Raw genomic sequence first — 15,832 nt, forward strand, 5'->3', positions numbered from 1 at the left:
CTCCGCCGAGGATGAAATATCAAAAGCTCTCGAGTCAGTTCACCGAGTTTCTGAAGCTCGCGATTCGAATGCTCGAAATCGCCGAGGCGGACGCGGTACTCATTTTCGTGGATGGCCAGCCAGAGTGGGACAAGCTCAAGGCCGTGGCCGATGACCACAAGGTCATCGTCGCTGCTGATCGCGAAGAGTTCCTGGAAGGCATCGACGAGACCGACCTGCACGGCGTGGTGGTCGAACTGGAAGAGAGCCCCATCCTCGAAAAGCTGATGCACGCACTGGTCGAGGCGGTCGCCAACGATCAGCTTTCCACCGGGGCCAAAGTGGTTGCCCTGTATAGCGGCTTCGACGAAGAACGCATCGATACGATCAGCTTCATTCGCCTCGATGAACGCCTGGGCCGACTGACCTCGCGCGATCTTCGCAAGCTCGAAACGAGCGTGCCGCTGGAAACCCTCAAGATCGTCGTCGACCTGGCCGTCGAGATCGGCCGTGAAGGGCGCGAAGGGAAGCCGGTGGGTACCTGCTTCGTCGTGGGGGATCATCGCAAGGTGTTGGCCAACAGCGCCCCCAGTGGCTTCGATCCGGCGAAGGGATACGCCAAGAAAGAACGCAACATCGCCGATCGCAGCGTTCGCGAGAACCTCAAGGAACTCGCCCAACTGGACGGAGCGTTCGTGATTGCCGCCGATGGTACGGTCGAAGCCGCGTGTCGCATGCTCGACGTCACCTCGGCCAACGTGACGTTAAGCAAAGGGCTCGGGGCTCGTCATTGGGCCGCGGCCGCGATCAGTAAAAAGACCAAGGGCATCTCCATTGCCGTCAGCGAGTCAAACGGAACGGTTCGCTTGTTCCAGGACGGTGAAGTCGTACTACGCATCGAGCCTTCACGGCGGGCGATGAAGTGGAAGGATCTCGACTTCGACAATATTCAAAGCGCGAACGATTAGTCACCGCCACGTTGCTTTTCCCAGGCGAGGTTCACGTATGCCTGCATTTTCTGGCGAGATCATTCGCATCGATTTAAACGATCTGCGGCACGCCGAAGCGCTAGTGCATTTGTTGGATCAATACTCGCAAGACCCGATGGGGAGCGACGCTCCGCTGCCCCCCGAGGTGCACGAGAATTTGATCCCGCGCTTGCGGCAAGTCGATCAATTTCGCGGGCTCCTGGCCCAGTTCGAAGGGCGATTCGTCGGGCTGGCAAATTGTTTCCTCGGTTTCTCGACCTTCAAAGCCCGGCCGCTGATCAATATCCATGACCTGGCCGTCGCCCCGGAAGCGCGCGGTCAAGGTGTCGGCAGTGCCCTGCTTCAGGCGGTCGATCAACTCGCGAAAGAAGAGGCCTGTGCGTTCGTCACGCTCGAAGTCCGAGCCGATAACCGAGCCCGCCAACTGTATCTGCGCCACGGCTTCGTCGAAGGCAACCCGGCTACCGACGCGATGAGCTTCTTCAAGAAGCCTGTTGTGTCCTAATCCTGTCCCCTCTCCACCGCGAGGCGGGGGAGAGGGGACAAGAGATCCCTCTACGATCGAAACACTTCGCGCAGCAGTGCTTGGGGTGTGCCGATGTCGACGACGTGGACTTCACCCACATACGGCTCGGCCGATGGTTTGGCGAAGCCAGGCTTCGAGGTCACGAACGTCGCGGTGAAGTCGGCGACGATCGTTGGCTCGTAAGGCACGCCGCTGTCGCAGTCGAGGCCGCTGGGAATGTCGATCGCCATGACTTGGGCCGTCGCCGCATTCACTTGGCCAATGGCCGACGCGATTGGCTCGCGCGGCGGCGAAGTGACGCCGGTCCCCAGCATCGCATCGATCACCCAGTCAGCCCTATCAAGCGACTGGGCAAACGACGGGCAAAGAGACTCATCGGCGAAATCGAGAATCTCAATGCCAGCGGCTTCGAGAATCGTAAAATTAATCAGTGCGTCCCCCTGGATTCGCTGGCGAGGGCACAGCAAGGCAATTCTCACCGGTATGCCAGCCAGGTCCAGGTGTCGGGCAATGACGTAGCCGTCGCCGCCGTTGTTGCCCGGCCCACAGCAGATCAGCACGCTGGCAGGCCGGCGAGCGATCAAGAGTTCGGCGCTGCCCCGCCCGGCGTTTTCCATGAGAATCACCCCTGGAATGTGGTATTTCTCGGCGGCCAGCACGTCGACGGCGCGCGACTGTTCTCGGGTAAGCAAGGGTCGATCCGACATGGATGGAGTTTCCTGGGTTATGATTTACAATACGGTGAGCTTACTTGACTCTATCCGATTTTGATTTCAGGTGAACCGATGCCCCTGTTTGAATTCACATGCGAGGCCTGCCACAGCCAGTTCGAGTTGCTAGTGCGTGGCAGCGAAAAGCCCAAGTGCCCCGAGTGTGGCAGTACCCAATTGGAAAAGGCCTGGAGCGTGCCTGCCGCACATACCGGCGGCAAGTCGAATTCGCTTCCGGTATGCGGACCGATGCCCAGCAGTGGCGGCGGCTGTGGTCTGCCTCAATGCGGTAGCGGCGGTTGCCAGTTCGGTTAAGTTCACTTCGCCAATCCTCTCTCTCCTAATTCCTTCCCACCCAATCAGGTTCTCGCCCATGACCATCTTTCGCCTACTTACGCTTGCTCTTGTGACGGGACTTTGGACCGGTGCGGCCTCGGCCGAAAGCTGGCCGCAATTCCGCGGACCCAGTGGCGACGGCATCGCCCCGGCGAAGAACGTTCCGTTGAAGTGGTCGGCCGACGAGAACGTCGTTTGGAAGACAGCCATCCCCGGCAAAGGGTGGTCGTCGCCGGTGTTGGTGGGTGACAAGATCTGGCTGACCACCGCCCTGGTGACGCTGCTGTCGGAAGAGGAGAAGAACGAACGCCTGAAAGACGCCAAGCCATTTCAGCGTGATCAATCGAACCTTGCATCGACCGTCGATTTGAAAGCCGTCGAAGTCGACTACAAGACCGGCAAGCTCTTGCGTACGGTAGACCTGTTTCACGTGACCGATCCACTGCCGGTGCATCTGACCAATTCGTACGCCTCGCCCACCCCGGTTGCCGAAGGCAAGTTCGTTTATTGCTACTTCGGAACCTACGGCGCGTGCTGCATCGATACCGAGACGGCCGAGGTCATTTGGAGGAACAACGAAAATGCCCTCGAATACAACGTCGGTCCTGGCAGTTCGCCGGTGGTCGTGGGGGGCCTGGTGATCCTGACGTGCGACGGGGTGAACGAGCAGTACATCACCGCCGTCGATAAGAAGACCGGCGAGACCGCCTGGAAGACCCAGCGGCCTCCTTTCCGTACCGACGACGGCGATCGTAAGAAGGCGTATGCCACGCCGCTGGTGGTCGAGGTAAACGGTCAAACCCAGGTCATCATCCCAGGTGCCCAGTGGGTTTGTGCCTACAATCCCAAGTCGGGCAAAGAGCTATGGCGTGCTGATCACGGCAGCGGTTTCTCGAACGTACCAGCTCCGGTGTTTGACAACGGAACCGTCTACATCTGCTCCGGTTTCATGCGTCCTCAACTGTTTGCGATTCGCACCGATGGCGAGGGGGACGTGACCGACTCGCACATCGAATGGACCTTCAGCCGCCAGGTTCCCACGACCCCTTCGCCGGTCGTCGTCGACGGCAGAATCTACATGGTCAGCGATCGTGGCGTGGCGACCTGCGTTGATGCGGCGACGGGCCAGGAAGTGTGGACCAGCCGCATGGGCGGCAACTACGCCGCCTCGCCGACGTACGCCAACGGTCGCATTTACTTCTGCAGCGAGTCCGGCATGACGACTGTGATCAAGCCTGGGGACGAGTACGACGTGATCGCCGAAAACGACCTGGGCGAACGCATCATGGCCAACCCCATCTTCCTGGACGGCAACCTGGTCATCCGCACCGCCGAGAACCTCTACCGCATTCGTGAAGAGAAGTAATTTGGACGAGGTTTTGCCACGGAGGGAGGATGGGAAGAGTGACCATCCGTGTAATCCGTGGTCACTCTTCCCTTCTTCCCTCAGTGCTCTCTGTGCCCTCCGTGGCTAAACCTTCTTCGCCAGAAACTTACGGCCGCAAGCCAAGCATCATCTGGCGGACTTCGTTTTCGAGTTCGGTTAGATCCGCACCGAAGTGTTTTTGGAACAAGCGAACGCGTTCGGCTTGCGAGGGATCGTGCAGTGGTTGAATCTCGGAAAGCTCTTGGAGGTAGGCGTCGTACTGTTCCGGCTTACGCTTCTGCAGAAAGTACGTCACGGCCCAGGCCTGGGCGTAGCGATCCATCGCGGTCGCTGCTTTGCGCAGCGAGTCGTCATTGATCAGCATGTCCGGCAAAAAGGGCTGCGAGCTTTCGCGGGCCGCTTGCTGGAACTGCTTCAGCCGCGGGGCACTGACCTGTCCGATGCCTCGCCAGCCGCGGCTGCTGGAAACGTCCGGCGTCTCGAAGTAGATGGCCAGCCCTTCCGAGAACCACAGCGGCACGTCGGCATAACGCTGCTGAAGACCGGCATTGAAGGCCAACTGGTGGGTCGCTTCATGCACGATCGTGGCCAGGCTCCACTGGAAGTCAGGCCGTGACATGAGCCGCTGAATGTCTCGAATGCCGATCGTGCGGCGCGACGCGTCCCCTGCTCCGCCGCCGGTCAGGTCGAACATCACGACGTAATTCGTGTGCATGCTGTAAAAGCCAATCACACTCTTGGCCGCGTCTCCCAGTTCGGCCTGACCGTACTGCGCGAAGCTGTCTTGATTGTCGAACACCAGCGCGACCAGCGGCTGCTGCGGCTCTTCCAGGTTCATGCCGCGCTGCGTCCAGTAGCTGGTAAAGCCGCGATGAAGCCGCTCGAGCATCCCGGCGACCCACTGGGCGTAGGCCCGCGAAGTGTTGTAGGCGACGATGTAGTGCGAGGTCTCGATCACCTGCGAGCCTGGCGGCATCTCGGCCAGGACCGTCTCGATCAGTTGCTCTTTGGTTTGCAATTGGAAGGGAGCGGTCGTCTTCGCTCGCTGGACGATCTCCTCATTTTGAATCGGCCACATCTTCCCGTCCGGCGTATGCAGAATGACGCCAGCCTCATGCGTGGCGATGACTTCCCCTTTAAGATCGATTCGATTGCCATCGCGTTCAAACGAGATCTCGTCCGCGCACAGATGGACCGCGGCGAGCAACGCGAGTAACAACGATAGTGAATTCCATAAACGCATCGGGACTCCTTGGGTCAAGCAAACGGACACTGGCAGTATAGTACGCGACTGCGATTTACGGCACTCAATCGCCAAAATCGCTAGGACCGCGCCAACTGACCAGGCGGCGGATGGCCACCGAAAGCACGGCCACTACGCCCAGGTTCATCAACAAAATGCCGGCGACGTTGTCTTCTCCGCCGAAGTGCAAGAGGCCAAAGATCCTTCGCGAGATGGTATCGATGCCGGCCGGAAGCACCATCACCGAGGCCGAAACGTCGTTAGCTGCCAGCACCAGCGCGATCAGCGAGCCAGCGACGATCGCCGGGATATTCGCCGGAAGGACCACACGTGTCCACGTTCGCCACCAGGAGCTACCGTCGATGCGGGCCATCTCGTACAGCTGCCGCGAAGCATTGAGCGTGTGCCAGTAAAAGAAGGTCACCAGCGGCACCGTCACCGTGAGGATCGCCAGCGTGGGAGCAAAGATGCTTCGGTCGATCAGTGGTGCCAGCGGTGCCAGCCATGGCCAGTTCGAACCCCAGGCAATGCCGATCCCCACGATCGGTCCCGGCAATGCGAAAAGCAATGCGCATGTCAGCGAGACCAGGCGGCCTCCCCAGCGGCCGCGTGTTGCAAGATCGCTAAGCAGCAAGCTGATGAGCGTGGTCACGGCCGCCACGCACATGCTGAGGGCCAGCGTCCAGAGGAGTTCCTTACGGTAGATGCTCGCACTACTAAGCGTAAGCATGAAGACCTTCGCCAACGACCAGCCGCGAACGAACTGGCCGTCGACCTGGTCGATGGTGATTCCCACTTTGTAAACCAGTCCGACGATCGGCGGCGCGAGGGCAATCAGAAAGAGCAGCCACACGGCTAGTGAAGCGATGGCTCGGCGATGCCCCAGCGGCAACAGTTTGGGCTGCCTGACTTCGACGTCGGTGGGTGCCGGTCGCAGACCATGGGCCAGCCAGGCCGTGAGCAAGATCAGACCGACGATCAAGACGGTGCCGGGGGCAACGGTGAGCGTCGACTGGCTGGTCGATTGCCCCAGCGGAATGCCCGTGAAGACGACCTCGGCATAGGTTCGCACGTTGCAGACGCTGGCGATGCTCATCTCGCCGAAGACGGTGACGATGATCCATGCCGCGGCCACCAGCACCGCGTCCCAGTTTTGCCGCAAAGTGACTTTGGCCAGCACGGCCAGCGGCGTGACTTCCAGCCGGGCATCGTCTTCCAGACCAGCGGAACTTCGCGTGAAGGCCATGCCGGTGATGAGCACGGCCCAAGGAAACGCGGCCAGGCTGTGCAGCCACAAGAGGCCCGTCCAGCCATCGATCAGGTTGGCGCTGGTGTCAAAAGGACTGGGAATTTCGAGCCATCCTTGCGGTCCGAACAGATCTCGCCAGCCGGCGATGTGTACGTAGATCGGAATGAACAGCCATATCGTCAGCAGCGAAACCAGTACGCCTCGGCCGATGAGGTTCGAGCGAAACAGAAGCAGGCTCGTCGCGGTTGCCGGCGGCAAGGTGATCGCGATCACGGCCAGCGCATAGATGGCCGTCGCGAAGGTTAAGCGAACCGAGAGGGGATCGCCCCAGATCAGCAGTGCGATAGCCAATGCGGCGGCGGTCAGGGCAAACAGGGCCGCTGGCAGCAGAGGACGTCGAGCTGGGGTAAGGTGCGAAGTCACAAGCGGAAAAGAAAAGAGGCCAGGGAAATTCCTGGCCTCTAGTGTAATCCGACGGGCTCGCTTGCACGATCCGTGGCTTAAACCAACTTGGTCTTACCAGGAACGGCGATCGGGGTAGGAATGGTGACGGGGCCCCATTCGTACGACTTGGGAGTCAGGTCTTCCTGGCTGTTCCAGGCTTCGTCCCAGGTCACCTGCTTACCGGTGTAGGTAGCCATACGGCCCATGATCGCACACATGGTGCTCTTGGTCATGTACTCACCGTTGTTGATGATGTTACCGGAACGCATGCCTTCGTAGAGGGCTTTGTGTTCCAGGTCGTACATGTTGCCGCCGGGGCCGTCGTACTTCCAGTTGTTCTGACCTTCGATCACACCGGCGAGAATCTTGGCGTTCCCCTTGGTGCCCATGATGAAGTCTTCGGTCTGGTTGAAGCAGCCAGCCATCTGACGGGTGTAGTGGAACATCTTCTGGCCGCCGGCGTACTCGAACATGACGGCGTGGTGGTCGAAGATGTTACCGTACTCTTCTCCTGTGCGGACTTCACGACCGCCCAGACCGTAGCAGCTGACCGGGGGCTGGTCGTCCATGATCCACTGCGCCTTGTCGATGCTGTGGATGGCCTGCTCGGCGATGTGATCGCCGGAGAGCCAGGTGAAGTACAGCCAGTTGCGGATCTGGTATTCCATCTCCGACCATTCTTCCTTGTTACCTCGGTGCCAGAGGGTACCGGCCAGGTAGTTTTCCTGCATCGAAACGACGTCGCCGATCAGGCCTTCCTTAATCTTTTCGACCGTCGCGATCACCGATGGATGGTAACGCCAGCACAGACCGCTGACGATGCTCAAGTTCTTCTGCTTGGCCTTCTCAACCGTCTCCATCACCTTGCGGCAACCCGGGGCGTCGATGGCGACGGGCTTTTCACAGAAGACGTGCTTGCCAGCGGCAATGGCAGCTTCCAGGTGAGCCGGACGAAAGTGCGGCGTGGTGCACAGCAGCACGACGTCGACGTCGGTTTCCATCACTTGCTTGTACGCATCGAAACCGCTGAAGCAGTTTTCGTCGGTCACAGCCAGGCGATCGCCCAGCTGTCGCGAAAGGATTCGCTTGGAAGCTTCGACCTTGTCCGGGAAGATGTCGGCCAGCACGGTGACCTTCAGGTTCTCGTCACCCTTGGTCGCGTTGACGGCGGCACCGTTGCCGCGGCCACCACAACCGATCAGAGCCACTTTCAATTCGTCGTTACCAGCGGCATGGGCCGAACGGGCCATCGTCAAGCTGCCAACCGCAGCGGCGGTGCCAAGTGCGGCGGAACCTTTGAGGAAGGTACGACGCTGGACATTTTTCTGCGGCGAAGGTTTGGTCGTCTTCTCGGACATGGATGATCCTTAGGTGGGTGGTAGGTGGGATATACCGGGATATGTGCTTGTAAAACAGACAAGGTGTGAAACCGAATTCTAGCCAGATCGGCCAGTGAATGCAACAAAGTTTATCCATACGAAGGGTATGGCCCCTCGAAATGGGATGCCCTTTCGTCGTAAAGATAGCTAGAGAAGCAGCTTGCAACCGAAAACAGCCCCCCGGTTAGCGGGGATCTTCCCGTCGGTGGATGCGATCACGCAGCTTGGCGGCCTGTTCATAACGCTCGTTGGCCACCGCTTCGGCCAATTGTTCGTTGAGGGTCTGCCCTACTTCGAACTGCTCGCGAAGCGTTTCCCGCAGCTCGATCAAGCGAACGTGCAGTTCGTCCGACTCGAATTCTTCCCCATCTTCCATCCCTTCCGCTTCATAGAAGGTCCGCAGCTCTTCGACCCCCTGGGTCAGCTGCTCGATGGCGTGCTCTGGCGTGTGCTTTTCCAGCTCGATCAGGGCCTTGGCTTGAATGCGGTGGAACATCACAAACGGGCGAAAATGTTCGTGACTGTCGATCCATTCTTCGTCGCTTGAGTGATCGCGGCAGAGGTCCATCAGGGCTAACGTGTGGTCGGCATCGCGGACCGCTTTCTCGTATTCGCGCAGAGCCAGCCAGCAAATACGGCGGTGATACAGTTGGACGAACTCCCGGTCGATCTCGACGCAATCGTCTTCGGTCAGAGGAACCGTCGGGTCGATCAGGAACTGCGACTGGAGATATTCGAGATACGAATCAAAGTCGTAAGGTCTTTCACCGTCAGGCCTTCCATTGATTTCCATCTGCAGCAGGCCCATCTCGATCCGCATCTGCAGCACGTCGCGTCCATCCGAGGCGGTAGTGATCCGGGCCGTCAGCCGGCCAGGCTCAAAGTTCCACGTATTGAGGATGTGGTCGATGTTTTCAGAGTGATCGGAGGAGTCCATTAGGTCCCTAGTCACGTTAGCGATGCTTTAAGGTCCAAAGAGATTATAGGCCATCCCGGAAATCGGAAAAGGACGCGCTAAGATGGGATACTTTCATCCCCAAAGCCGATTCTTCGAAATTCTTGTCCCCTCGCCCTTCCCAAGGAAGAGGGGACAGGAATTGTCCTCAGTCCTTCCGGTAAGAAATGTTCTTCGACTCGCGTCGCTGGTTCTTGCGATCGCTGTGCTGGCGTTTCTTTTCCTGGGTCCGTTTGACTGAACTACGCGACGGCTTGGTGGCGATGCGGGGCTTGGGACGCTTGGCCGAGAGGGTCACCATATGTTTCAGCTTTTCGAGGCAGGCCTCCATGTTGCTGCGCTGCTCGCGGCTTTCCTCGCTGCTGATGACCAGGCAGCCTTCCTTGTTGATGCGAGCCCCCCAGTGCTTTTCAAACCGCTGCTTGACCGTCGGCGGCAGGGCTTCGGTCTGCTGCACGTCCCATTTGAGCGTGGCCTTGGTGTTGGTCTTGTTGACGTGCTGCCCCCCTGGCCCGCTCGAACGCGAGTACGAAAACTGCAACTCGCTCCAGGGGATGCGGATGGACGGACTGATATCAAAGGTCGACATGCGACTCACACGCGCTGCTAGGATGATTTGGGGCAAACTGCCGACTTGGCTATACTGCCAGGATATGTCGTTTTCTCATCGAGAACTACCCTCGTTCGCTGAAGGACCGCAGCATGCCGATACGGGTTCGCTCCCTTTCTTGTTCGTTCATCCTCCTTGCCGCTTGCCTCTTGCCTGCCCTGCTGGTTGCTGAAGACTGGCCGACCTTCCTGGGACCGCGTCATAATAGCACCTCCATCGAAACAGGCCTTCAGGTTCCCTGGCCCAAAGGTGGTCCGGAAATCGTTTGGCAGCGCGAGTTGGGGACCGGGTATGGAATCGGCAGCATCGCCAACGGCAAGTTCTTTCAGTTCGATCGACATGGTGATCAAAACCGGCTGGAAGTTTTGGAAGTCACTACCGGGCAGAAGCTATGGCAGTACGAATACCCGACCGAGTACGAAGACGCGCTCGGCTACAACAATGGTCCGCGTTGTAGCCCGGTGATCGACGAAGATCGCGTCTACATCTACGGCGCTGAAGGCGAACTGCACTGCGTCAACATCGAAACGCACGAGGCCATCTGGAAACGGAACTTGTCGGAAGAGTATGGTGTCGTGCCGAACTTCTTTGGGGTGGGCAGCACGCCGGTGATCTTTGAAGACAAACTGCTGGTGATGGTGGGCGGCAGCCCCGAAGAGTTTAAAGGCCTGGGCCCCTATCAGATCGGTCGCGTGACGGGCAATGGCAGCGCGATCGTAGCGCTCGATAAGAAGACGGGCAAAGAGATCTACAAGATCTCCGACGAACTGGCCAGCTACGCGAGTCTGACGCTGGCCGAGATCGACGGTCGCCCGTGGTGCTTCGCGTTCCTGCGTGGTGGTCTTTTGGGTTTCGATCCGCGTGATGGTGCGATCGATTTCCATTACCCTTGGCGGGCCAAGAAGCTGGAAAGCGTTAACGCCAGCACGCCTGTGGTGGTCGGCGACGAAGTCTTCATTTCGGAATGCTATGCGCTGGGCAGTACCCTGCTGAAAGTGAAGCCAGGCGGATATGAAGTGGTATGGAAGGACGAAGAACGGAGCCGCGACCACGCGATGGAAACGCACTGGAACACGGCCGTCTACAAAGATGGCTATCTGTACGCCAGCAGCGGACGCCATTCGCACCAGGCCGAACTGCGGTGTATCGATTGGAAGACTGGCAAAGTCCTCTGGGCCGAGCCCAGTCTGACGAGGAGTTCGCTGCTGTTGGTCGAGGACTACCTGATTTGCCTGAGTGAATACGGCGCGCTGCGTCTTCTGAAAGCGAACCCCGAAAAGTTCGATGTCATTTCCGAGGTTTCGCTGGAAGACGAAAACGGCAACGCATTGCTCAAGCCCCCGGCTTGGTCGGCGCCGATTCTTTCCAATGGGCGTTTGTTTGTGCGTGGGGATAACCGGTTGGTTTGTCTGCAGGTGATTCCACCGGGTAAGTAGAGTGCGCTCGTACTAACTTTGGTAAAAAGGACTTTCCCACTCATGTCCCCTCTCCCTGCGAGGGAGAGGGGACATGAGGGACGTGCGTTGCTCTCATCATGCGCGAGGCGCATTAAAACTTCGCGACGGATCTCTACGTCGCGATCTTCATCGCTTGCAGGAAACCCATGCTGTGGGCAAGCAGGTGTTCGTATTCCAGTTGCTGGACGTCGCGGCCCATGAGTTCGATGTCGAAGGGGCCGTCGTAGCCGAGTTGGATCAGCTTGGCGATCGTCGCGTTGAGGGACAGGTGCCCGTCCCCCAGCAAGCATCGGTTAGGCTCTTCCAGCGGTTCGCAGCCGCGGTCACCGACTTGGACCAGGGCGAGGTACGGCACCAGCAGATGCAGGTTGTCGAGCACCTCGTCCTGATCGCCGAACTCGTAAAGATCCAACACCAGTTTGAATCGGGGCGAGTCGATCACGTCGATCAGCTGTAGCGCGTCGGTCATGCGGCGGACCAGCGTCCAGTCGCTGCCGTACTTGTGCCGGATCGGTTTAATGGCGAGCGTCACTCCGTGCGCTTCGGCATACGGAATGAGTTCTTCGAGCGCTCCGGAGAACAACCGTTGGGCATGCTTATTGATGTGCCCTCCGCGTGCTCCGCTGTAAACGATCAGGCAGCCGGCGTTGAGTTCCTGGGCGAGGTCGACGGCATGCTTGGCGTCGTTGACGGCATCTTTGAAGTTGCGTCCGTCGCTACCGGTGAAACCGCCAGCCCAACTGAGGGCGGAAACTTCCAGGCCCAACTCTTCCAGCAGGATGGCACCCTTGGCTTCGCCGAAGTCGTGCAGCTTGTCCCGCCAGACATGAATTGCCGAGAGGCCTGCCTCGCGGTATCGGAAGCAATCTTGTTCAAACGACCAGCGTAGCGTGGTCATCTGGTTCATCGAGAACTTGGCCATCCGTGCGACACTTTAATACGAAAAGAGATCTGCCCAGAGCCGCGCCGTTTCCGTCACGCGCGGCTGCGAAGTGAAGCCAAGTATAGGAATCGAAGTGAATTTGTAAACGGCTTGACGAGATAGTTTTCCGTGTTCAGTTTTCGATTTTCAGGGAAGCATAAACGCACCCTTCGGTAAACCGTGATAGCACGTGCATCTGCAGGGGGAGACGCTGGCAATAAAAAGAGAATGGGTGTTCGTACTGAAAACTGAAAACTTCCTCACTCTAGTTTCCAAGCATCCAAATACTCAACCGACTTCAGTTCCATACCAAAGTCTTTCTTCAAACGGTCGTGCATGTCTTCCAGGTGGCCGGCTCCGTAGAAGACGGCGATGTTCTTCTTGCCATCCTTGATGCTCTTGCCCATCACCTCGAAGGCCTTGGCGTTGCGCTGCGAGATGATCGTCGAGCCGTTTTCGCCTTCGATCGCTTTCATGGCGTTATCCATGTCGGAGATCTGCGAGGCGAACACGCGGCGGAGCTTCATCGCGCGATTGCTGGAGAACAATGCCATCATGATGGCAGCGTCACTGGTGTCCCCTTTGGACTGCTGAACCAGCCCCTGCCCCATGGCTCGGGCAAACATATGCAGCAGACCGTCGCCGCGCGCTTCCATGTCTTTGGCGAACTCTTCGGGGGACATGTCGGCATGGACGAAGTTATCCGGCGAGTAGTCGACCTTTTCCAACTGGAACTCGAGTTCGAGCATGTCCTTCATGCCGTTCTGCAGACCGCTGACCGGGCTGCCGGTTCCCTTGTGCCCTTTGGGGACCCGGGTACCTTCCGGAGCGACCAACTCGTACATGACGGCGTCGTACCCCTTGAAGCGTTTGTTCAGCTCTTGGTAGTAGCTGTCTTCGCCAATGTGAACAGCCCCGACCAGGTCGATCTTCAGGGCACCGTCCTTGGACGCGTAATGGGCGATGGCCGTTTGCAGGGCGACTGGACGCTCGCTGGCGTTCTTCTTTACCCGGACGAACTCGGGGGCGTCGCTTTCGGTTTTGGTTTCGGCCTGGGCACCCGATGCTAGCAGGATCGAGAGGACCAGCGTCCACAGGCGACGGTCGAGAAGCGGGCGTATGGCACTGAGGAGGGGGAAGCGTGACATGGGCTATCCTTGAGTATCGCTAGCAAAAAAGTCTTCTAGTATCTTACCCGCAATATACGCAGTTCGTTTCCAGAAGGGAAAAAGAAAACGAAGAGGCAAAAAATAAGGGCTTGCAAGGGCAATATCTGGGGGGATTTACGGATTAGCCCGAATTTTCGGCAGAGTTTACCAAACTGGTTCAATTCCCAATCACGGACGTACCGATACAAACGGCAACGCAGGAACTTTCGTCATCGCGAGTGGTGGCGACGTCCATACCAAATACCGTGGAAGTCACAAGGTAGAAGTGGACCATGTTGAGCTATCGTAAAGCACTGTGGAGCCTGGTAATTGCAGCCAATCTGGCTGTCGCGTCCAGCGTGCAAGCACAGTATGAAACCGCATTCCCCGGCGCGATGCAGCCGTTCAGCGACGTCAATCTGGAAAACTACGATTTCCAGTGGTTCGCTCCCCCGATTACCGAACAGTACGGGCAAGACACAATCGATCCGAACACCGGGATTTTCTTTGAATATCACCGCTTGTTCATGAACGTCAGCCGTGCCGAATCCGCCCCAGGTCCCTGGGATGGTGACGCCACGTACGGTAACCGAGTCGACTTCGGTTACATGACCGACGACAACTACGGCTGGCTTTGCAGCGGCTGGCGTTTGGACGGTCCTTCGTACGACCTGGTCAACCGGGCTGACTTCAACAGCTTTGAAGTCAACCGCACTTGGCGATTGGATCAGTTCCACCAAGGGTTCTGGATCGAACCGATGATCGGTATGCGATTCGCCCAGTTCAACGACAAGACCACCGTGGTCCCGGAACCGGTCTTCGTGCAGAACAACATGCTGATGGGTCAGTTGGGTGGACGCATCTTCTCGCAGCGTGGCCAGTGGACGCTTTACTCGACCGTCCGCGGCTTCGGCGGTCAGAACTGGATCTTCCGCGGCGACATCGAAGATTACTCCAACGGGGTTGTCGGTGGTGAATTCAGCCTGGGCTGTGCCTACCACATCACTCGCGAGATCACCTTCGACGTGGCCTGGCAGCACATGTACTTCGGTACGGGCATCGGCCGCGATCCAAACTTCCAAGACAGCGACGACATGACGTTCTCCGGCGTGGCCTTCGGCTTCACGCTGAACCGTTAATCACAGCGACTTCCACGACAAATCAAAAAGCCTCGCGAGCATTCGCGAGGCTTTTTTCGTGCGCGATAGGACAGATGCTCTTATCTGTCCCCCTCTCCACCGTCTGCGGAGGAGAGGGTTAGGGTGAGGGGGCATCGTGCTTGCGTGAAGCGTGTGCCCGGTCGGCGTTCAGGGTCGATGGCGAAATATGGGCTGGCGACGTAGAGTAAACATCGCTCGGCAAGCCCTCACCCTAGCCCTCTCCCTTGGGAAGGGAGAGGGGACCGGATCGTCATCTACTTCGCCAGCTTGCCAACCTGAACGGCGGCGCCCATGTTGGCGATGCCTGGGCCGTGATAGTTTTTACCCAGCGGCAAGATCATCGGTTCTTCGTAGGGGCGATACGGCAAGATCGCCGCGATCTCGTCCAGACGCGCGCGAACGTCCGTCGGCAGTGGGCCTTTCTCGATGGCCGCGACGCAGGTTTCCAGTTGGTCGATCGTCTTGCAGCCGATGGGGATCGTGTGGATGCGCGGTTCGGCGATGGCAAACCGCAGGCAAAGCTCGACGGCCGAGATGCCTGACTCATCGAGCAGGCGAACGTACTGCTGGAACTGCTCTCGGCGTGCTTCCGACAGCCAGACCTGGTTGCTGGGATCGGAAACGCTGGCTGGGCGTGTCAGGAAGCCTTGTCCCATGACCGAACCGAGGACGATCCCCATATCGTTGGCAGTCGCGGCGGGGATAACCGTTGATTCGGCTTCGCGAAACAGCGCGTTGTAGTTGAACGCGGTCAGGACGACGTCAAATTGGTTCTGCCGAACGAGGTAGGTCATCTCGTTGACGGTGGTGCCGGCCAGGCCGGTGAAGCGAATCGTCCCGGCCTGCTTCAGCGCGTCCAGCACCTCGAGGACCGGGCCTTCCAACGGATCGTAGCTGGTCCACCATGGGTATTGCTGCGGCCGGTCGGGCTCGTGGATCATCAGAATGTCGACGTGCTGCCGGCCGAGCAGACGCAGACTCTCTTCGACCGAAGCTTTCAGGCCGGCGGCATCTTGCGGGTTGAACGGCGTGGGCCTGCCGCCGAGCTTGGTCGTCACGATCAGCGGTGCCGTCAGGTCGGCAATCGCATTGCCCAGCGTCTGCTCGCTGTCGGCATAGGCCGGGGCCGTATCGACGGCGTTAACGCCCAGGTCAACGGCCTTGTGCATGATCCGCTTGGTTTCGCTCACGCCGCCAGCGAGCGACGAGGTATACAAGCCGCCGATGGAGAGCAGACTGATCTCAAGACCCGTCCGGCCAAGTTTTCGCGTTTCCATGAGGTGCACTTCCAAAAGGAGGGAGCCCCAGCGAGTCGAATCACGGAAACGAGCAGGTCAG

The 15,832-nt window shown here is 58.7% G+C and carries 15 protein-coding genes; 6 read left to right on the forward strand and 9 right to left on the reverse strand.

Annotated elements, in window-relative coordinates; genetic code table 11:
* Positions 1 to 11 precede the first annotated feature (11 nt).
* Both Pan97_RS09515 and Pan97_RS09520 read left to right on the forward strand, forming a co-directional pair.
* Entirely contained in the window at positions 12 to 947 is a 936-nt protein-coding gene (locus tag Pan97_RS09515) for a DNA integrity scanning protein DisA nucleotide-binding domain protein (protein WP_144971943.1), read from the forward strand.
* Between the two features lie 37 nt (positions 948 to 984).
* Entirely contained in the window at positions 985 to 1,473 is a 489-nt protein-coding gene (locus Pan97_RS09520) for a GNAT family N-acetyltransferase (RefSeq protein WP_144971945.1), read from the forward strand.
* A 50-nt stretch (positions 1,474 to 1,523) separates the two neighbouring features.
* Here the strand turns inward: Pan97_RS09520 and Pan97_RS09525 are convergent, their stop codons facing one another.
* A complete protein-coding gene (locus Pan97_RS09525) occupies positions 1,524 to 2,201 on the reverse strand; it encodes an NAD(P)H-hydrate epimerase (protein ID WP_144971947.1) in 678 nt (225 codons plus the stop codon).
* Between the two features lie 78 nt (positions 2,202 to 2,279).
* On the opposite strand from Pan97_RS09525, the gene Pan97_RS09530 reads away from it, so the two are divergent.
* Positions 2,280 to 2,519, forward strand: coding sequence for an FmdB family zinc ribbon protein (locus tag Pan97_RS09530; RefSeq protein WP_144971949.1), 240 nt, complete (start codon positions 2,280 to 2,282; stop codon positions 2,517 to 2,519).
* A gap of 58 nt (positions 2,520 to 2,577) precedes the next feature.
* A complete protein-coding gene (locus Pan97_RS09535) occupies positions 2,578 to 3,906 on the forward strand; it encodes a PQQ-like beta-propeller repeat protein (RefSeq protein ID WP_144971951.1) in 1,329 nt (442 codons plus the stop codon).
* 127 nt (positions 3,907 to 4,033) lie between these two features.
* Here Pan97_RS09535 and Pan97_RS09540 read toward each other — a convergent pair whose 3' ends face one another.
* The 5 genes from Pan97_RS09540 to arfB all read right to left on the reverse strand — a co-directional run bounded on the left by Pan97_RS09540 (position 4,034) and on the right by arfB (position 9,786).
* On the reverse strand, positions 4,034 to 5,170 hold the full coding sequence (locus Pan97_RS09540) for a DUF1570 domain-containing protein (RefSeq protein WP_144971953.1): 1,137 nt from the start codon (positions 5,168 to 5,170) through the stop codon (positions 4,034 to 4,036).
* Between the two features lie 64 nt (positions 5,171 to 5,234).
* On the reverse strand, positions 5,235 to 6,842 hold the full coding sequence (locus Pan97_RS09545; RefSeq protein WP_144971955.1) for an ABC transporter permease: 1,608 nt from the start codon (positions 6,840 to 6,842) through the stop codon (positions 5,235 to 5,237).
* 77 nt (positions 6,843 to 6,919) lie between these two features.
* The gene (locus tag Pan97_RS09550) at positions 6,920 to 8,221 is read right to left on the reverse strand and encodes a Gfo/Idh/MocA family oxidoreductase (protein WP_144971957.1); all 1,302 of its coding nucleotides are present in this window, start codon (positions 8,219 to 8,221) and stop codon (positions 6,920 to 6,922) included.
* 205 nt (positions 8,222 to 8,426) lie between these two features.
* Entirely contained in the window at positions 8,427 to 9,179 is a 753-nt protein-coding gene (locus Pan97_RS09555; RefSeq protein ID WP_144971959.1) for a UvrB/UvrC motif-containing protein, read from the reverse strand.
* A gap of 166 nt (positions 9,180 to 9,345) precedes the next feature.
* Entirely contained in the window at positions 9,346 to 9,786 is a 441-nt protein-coding gene (arfB, locus tag Pan97_RS09560) for an alternative ribosome rescue aminoacyl-tRNA hydrolase ArfB (protein WP_144971961.1), read from the reverse strand.
* Between the two features lie 113 nt (positions 9,787 to 9,899).
* Here arfB and Pan97_RS09565 point away from each other — a divergent pair, with 113 nt between their 5' ends.
* Positions 9,900 to 11,243, forward strand: coding sequence for a PQQ-binding-like beta-propeller repeat protein (locus tag Pan97_RS09565; RefSeq protein WP_144971963.1), 1,344 nt, complete (start codon positions 9,900 to 9,902; stop codon positions 11,241 to 11,243).
* A 133-nt stretch (positions 11,244 to 11,376) separates the two neighbouring features.
* On the opposite strand, the gene Pan97_RS09570 is transcribed toward Pan97_RS09565, so the two are convergent.
* Together Pan97_RS09570 and Pan97_RS09575 are read right to left on the reverse strand one after the other, a co-directional pair.
* Positions 11,377 to 12,186 (reverse strand): sugar phosphate isomerase/epimerase family protein, encoded by an 810-nt coding sequence (locus Pan97_RS09570; protein ID WP_144971965.1) that lies wholly within the window; start codon positions 12,184 to 12,186, stop codon positions 11,377 to 11,379.
* A gap of 260 nt (positions 12,187 to 12,446) precedes the next feature.
* Positions 12,447 to 13,334 carry a hypothetical protein gene (locus tag Pan97_RS09575; protein WP_144971967.1) on the reverse strand — a complete coding sequence of 296 codons (888 nt, stop codon included), beginning with the start codon at positions 13,332 to 13,334 and terminating at the stop codon, positions 12,447 to 12,449.
* Positions 13,335 to 13,627: 293 nt separating this feature from the next.
* Between Pan97_RS09575 and Pan97_RS09580 the strand changes: the two genes are divergently transcribed.
* Positions 13,628 to 14,473, forward strand: coding sequence for a hypothetical protein (locus tag Pan97_RS09580; protein ID WP_144971969.1), 846 nt, complete (start codon positions 13,628 to 13,630; stop codon positions 14,471 to 14,473).
* 275 nt (positions 14,474 to 14,748) lie between these two features.
* Here the strand turns inward: Pan97_RS09580 and Pan97_RS09585 are convergent, their stop codons facing one another.
* The gene (locus tag Pan97_RS09585) at positions 14,749 to 15,771 is read right to left on the reverse strand and encodes an aldo/keto reductase (RefSeq protein ID WP_144971971.1); all 1,023 of its coding nucleotides are present in this window, start codon (positions 15,769 to 15,771) and stop codon (positions 14,749 to 14,751) included.
* Positions 15,772 to 15,832: the final 61 nt, after the last annotated feature.

This window comes from Bremerella volcania, from assembly GCF_007748115.1.
Classification (GTDB): Bacteria; Planctomycetota; Planctomycetia; order Pirellulales; family Pirellulaceae; genus Bremerella; species Bremerella volcania.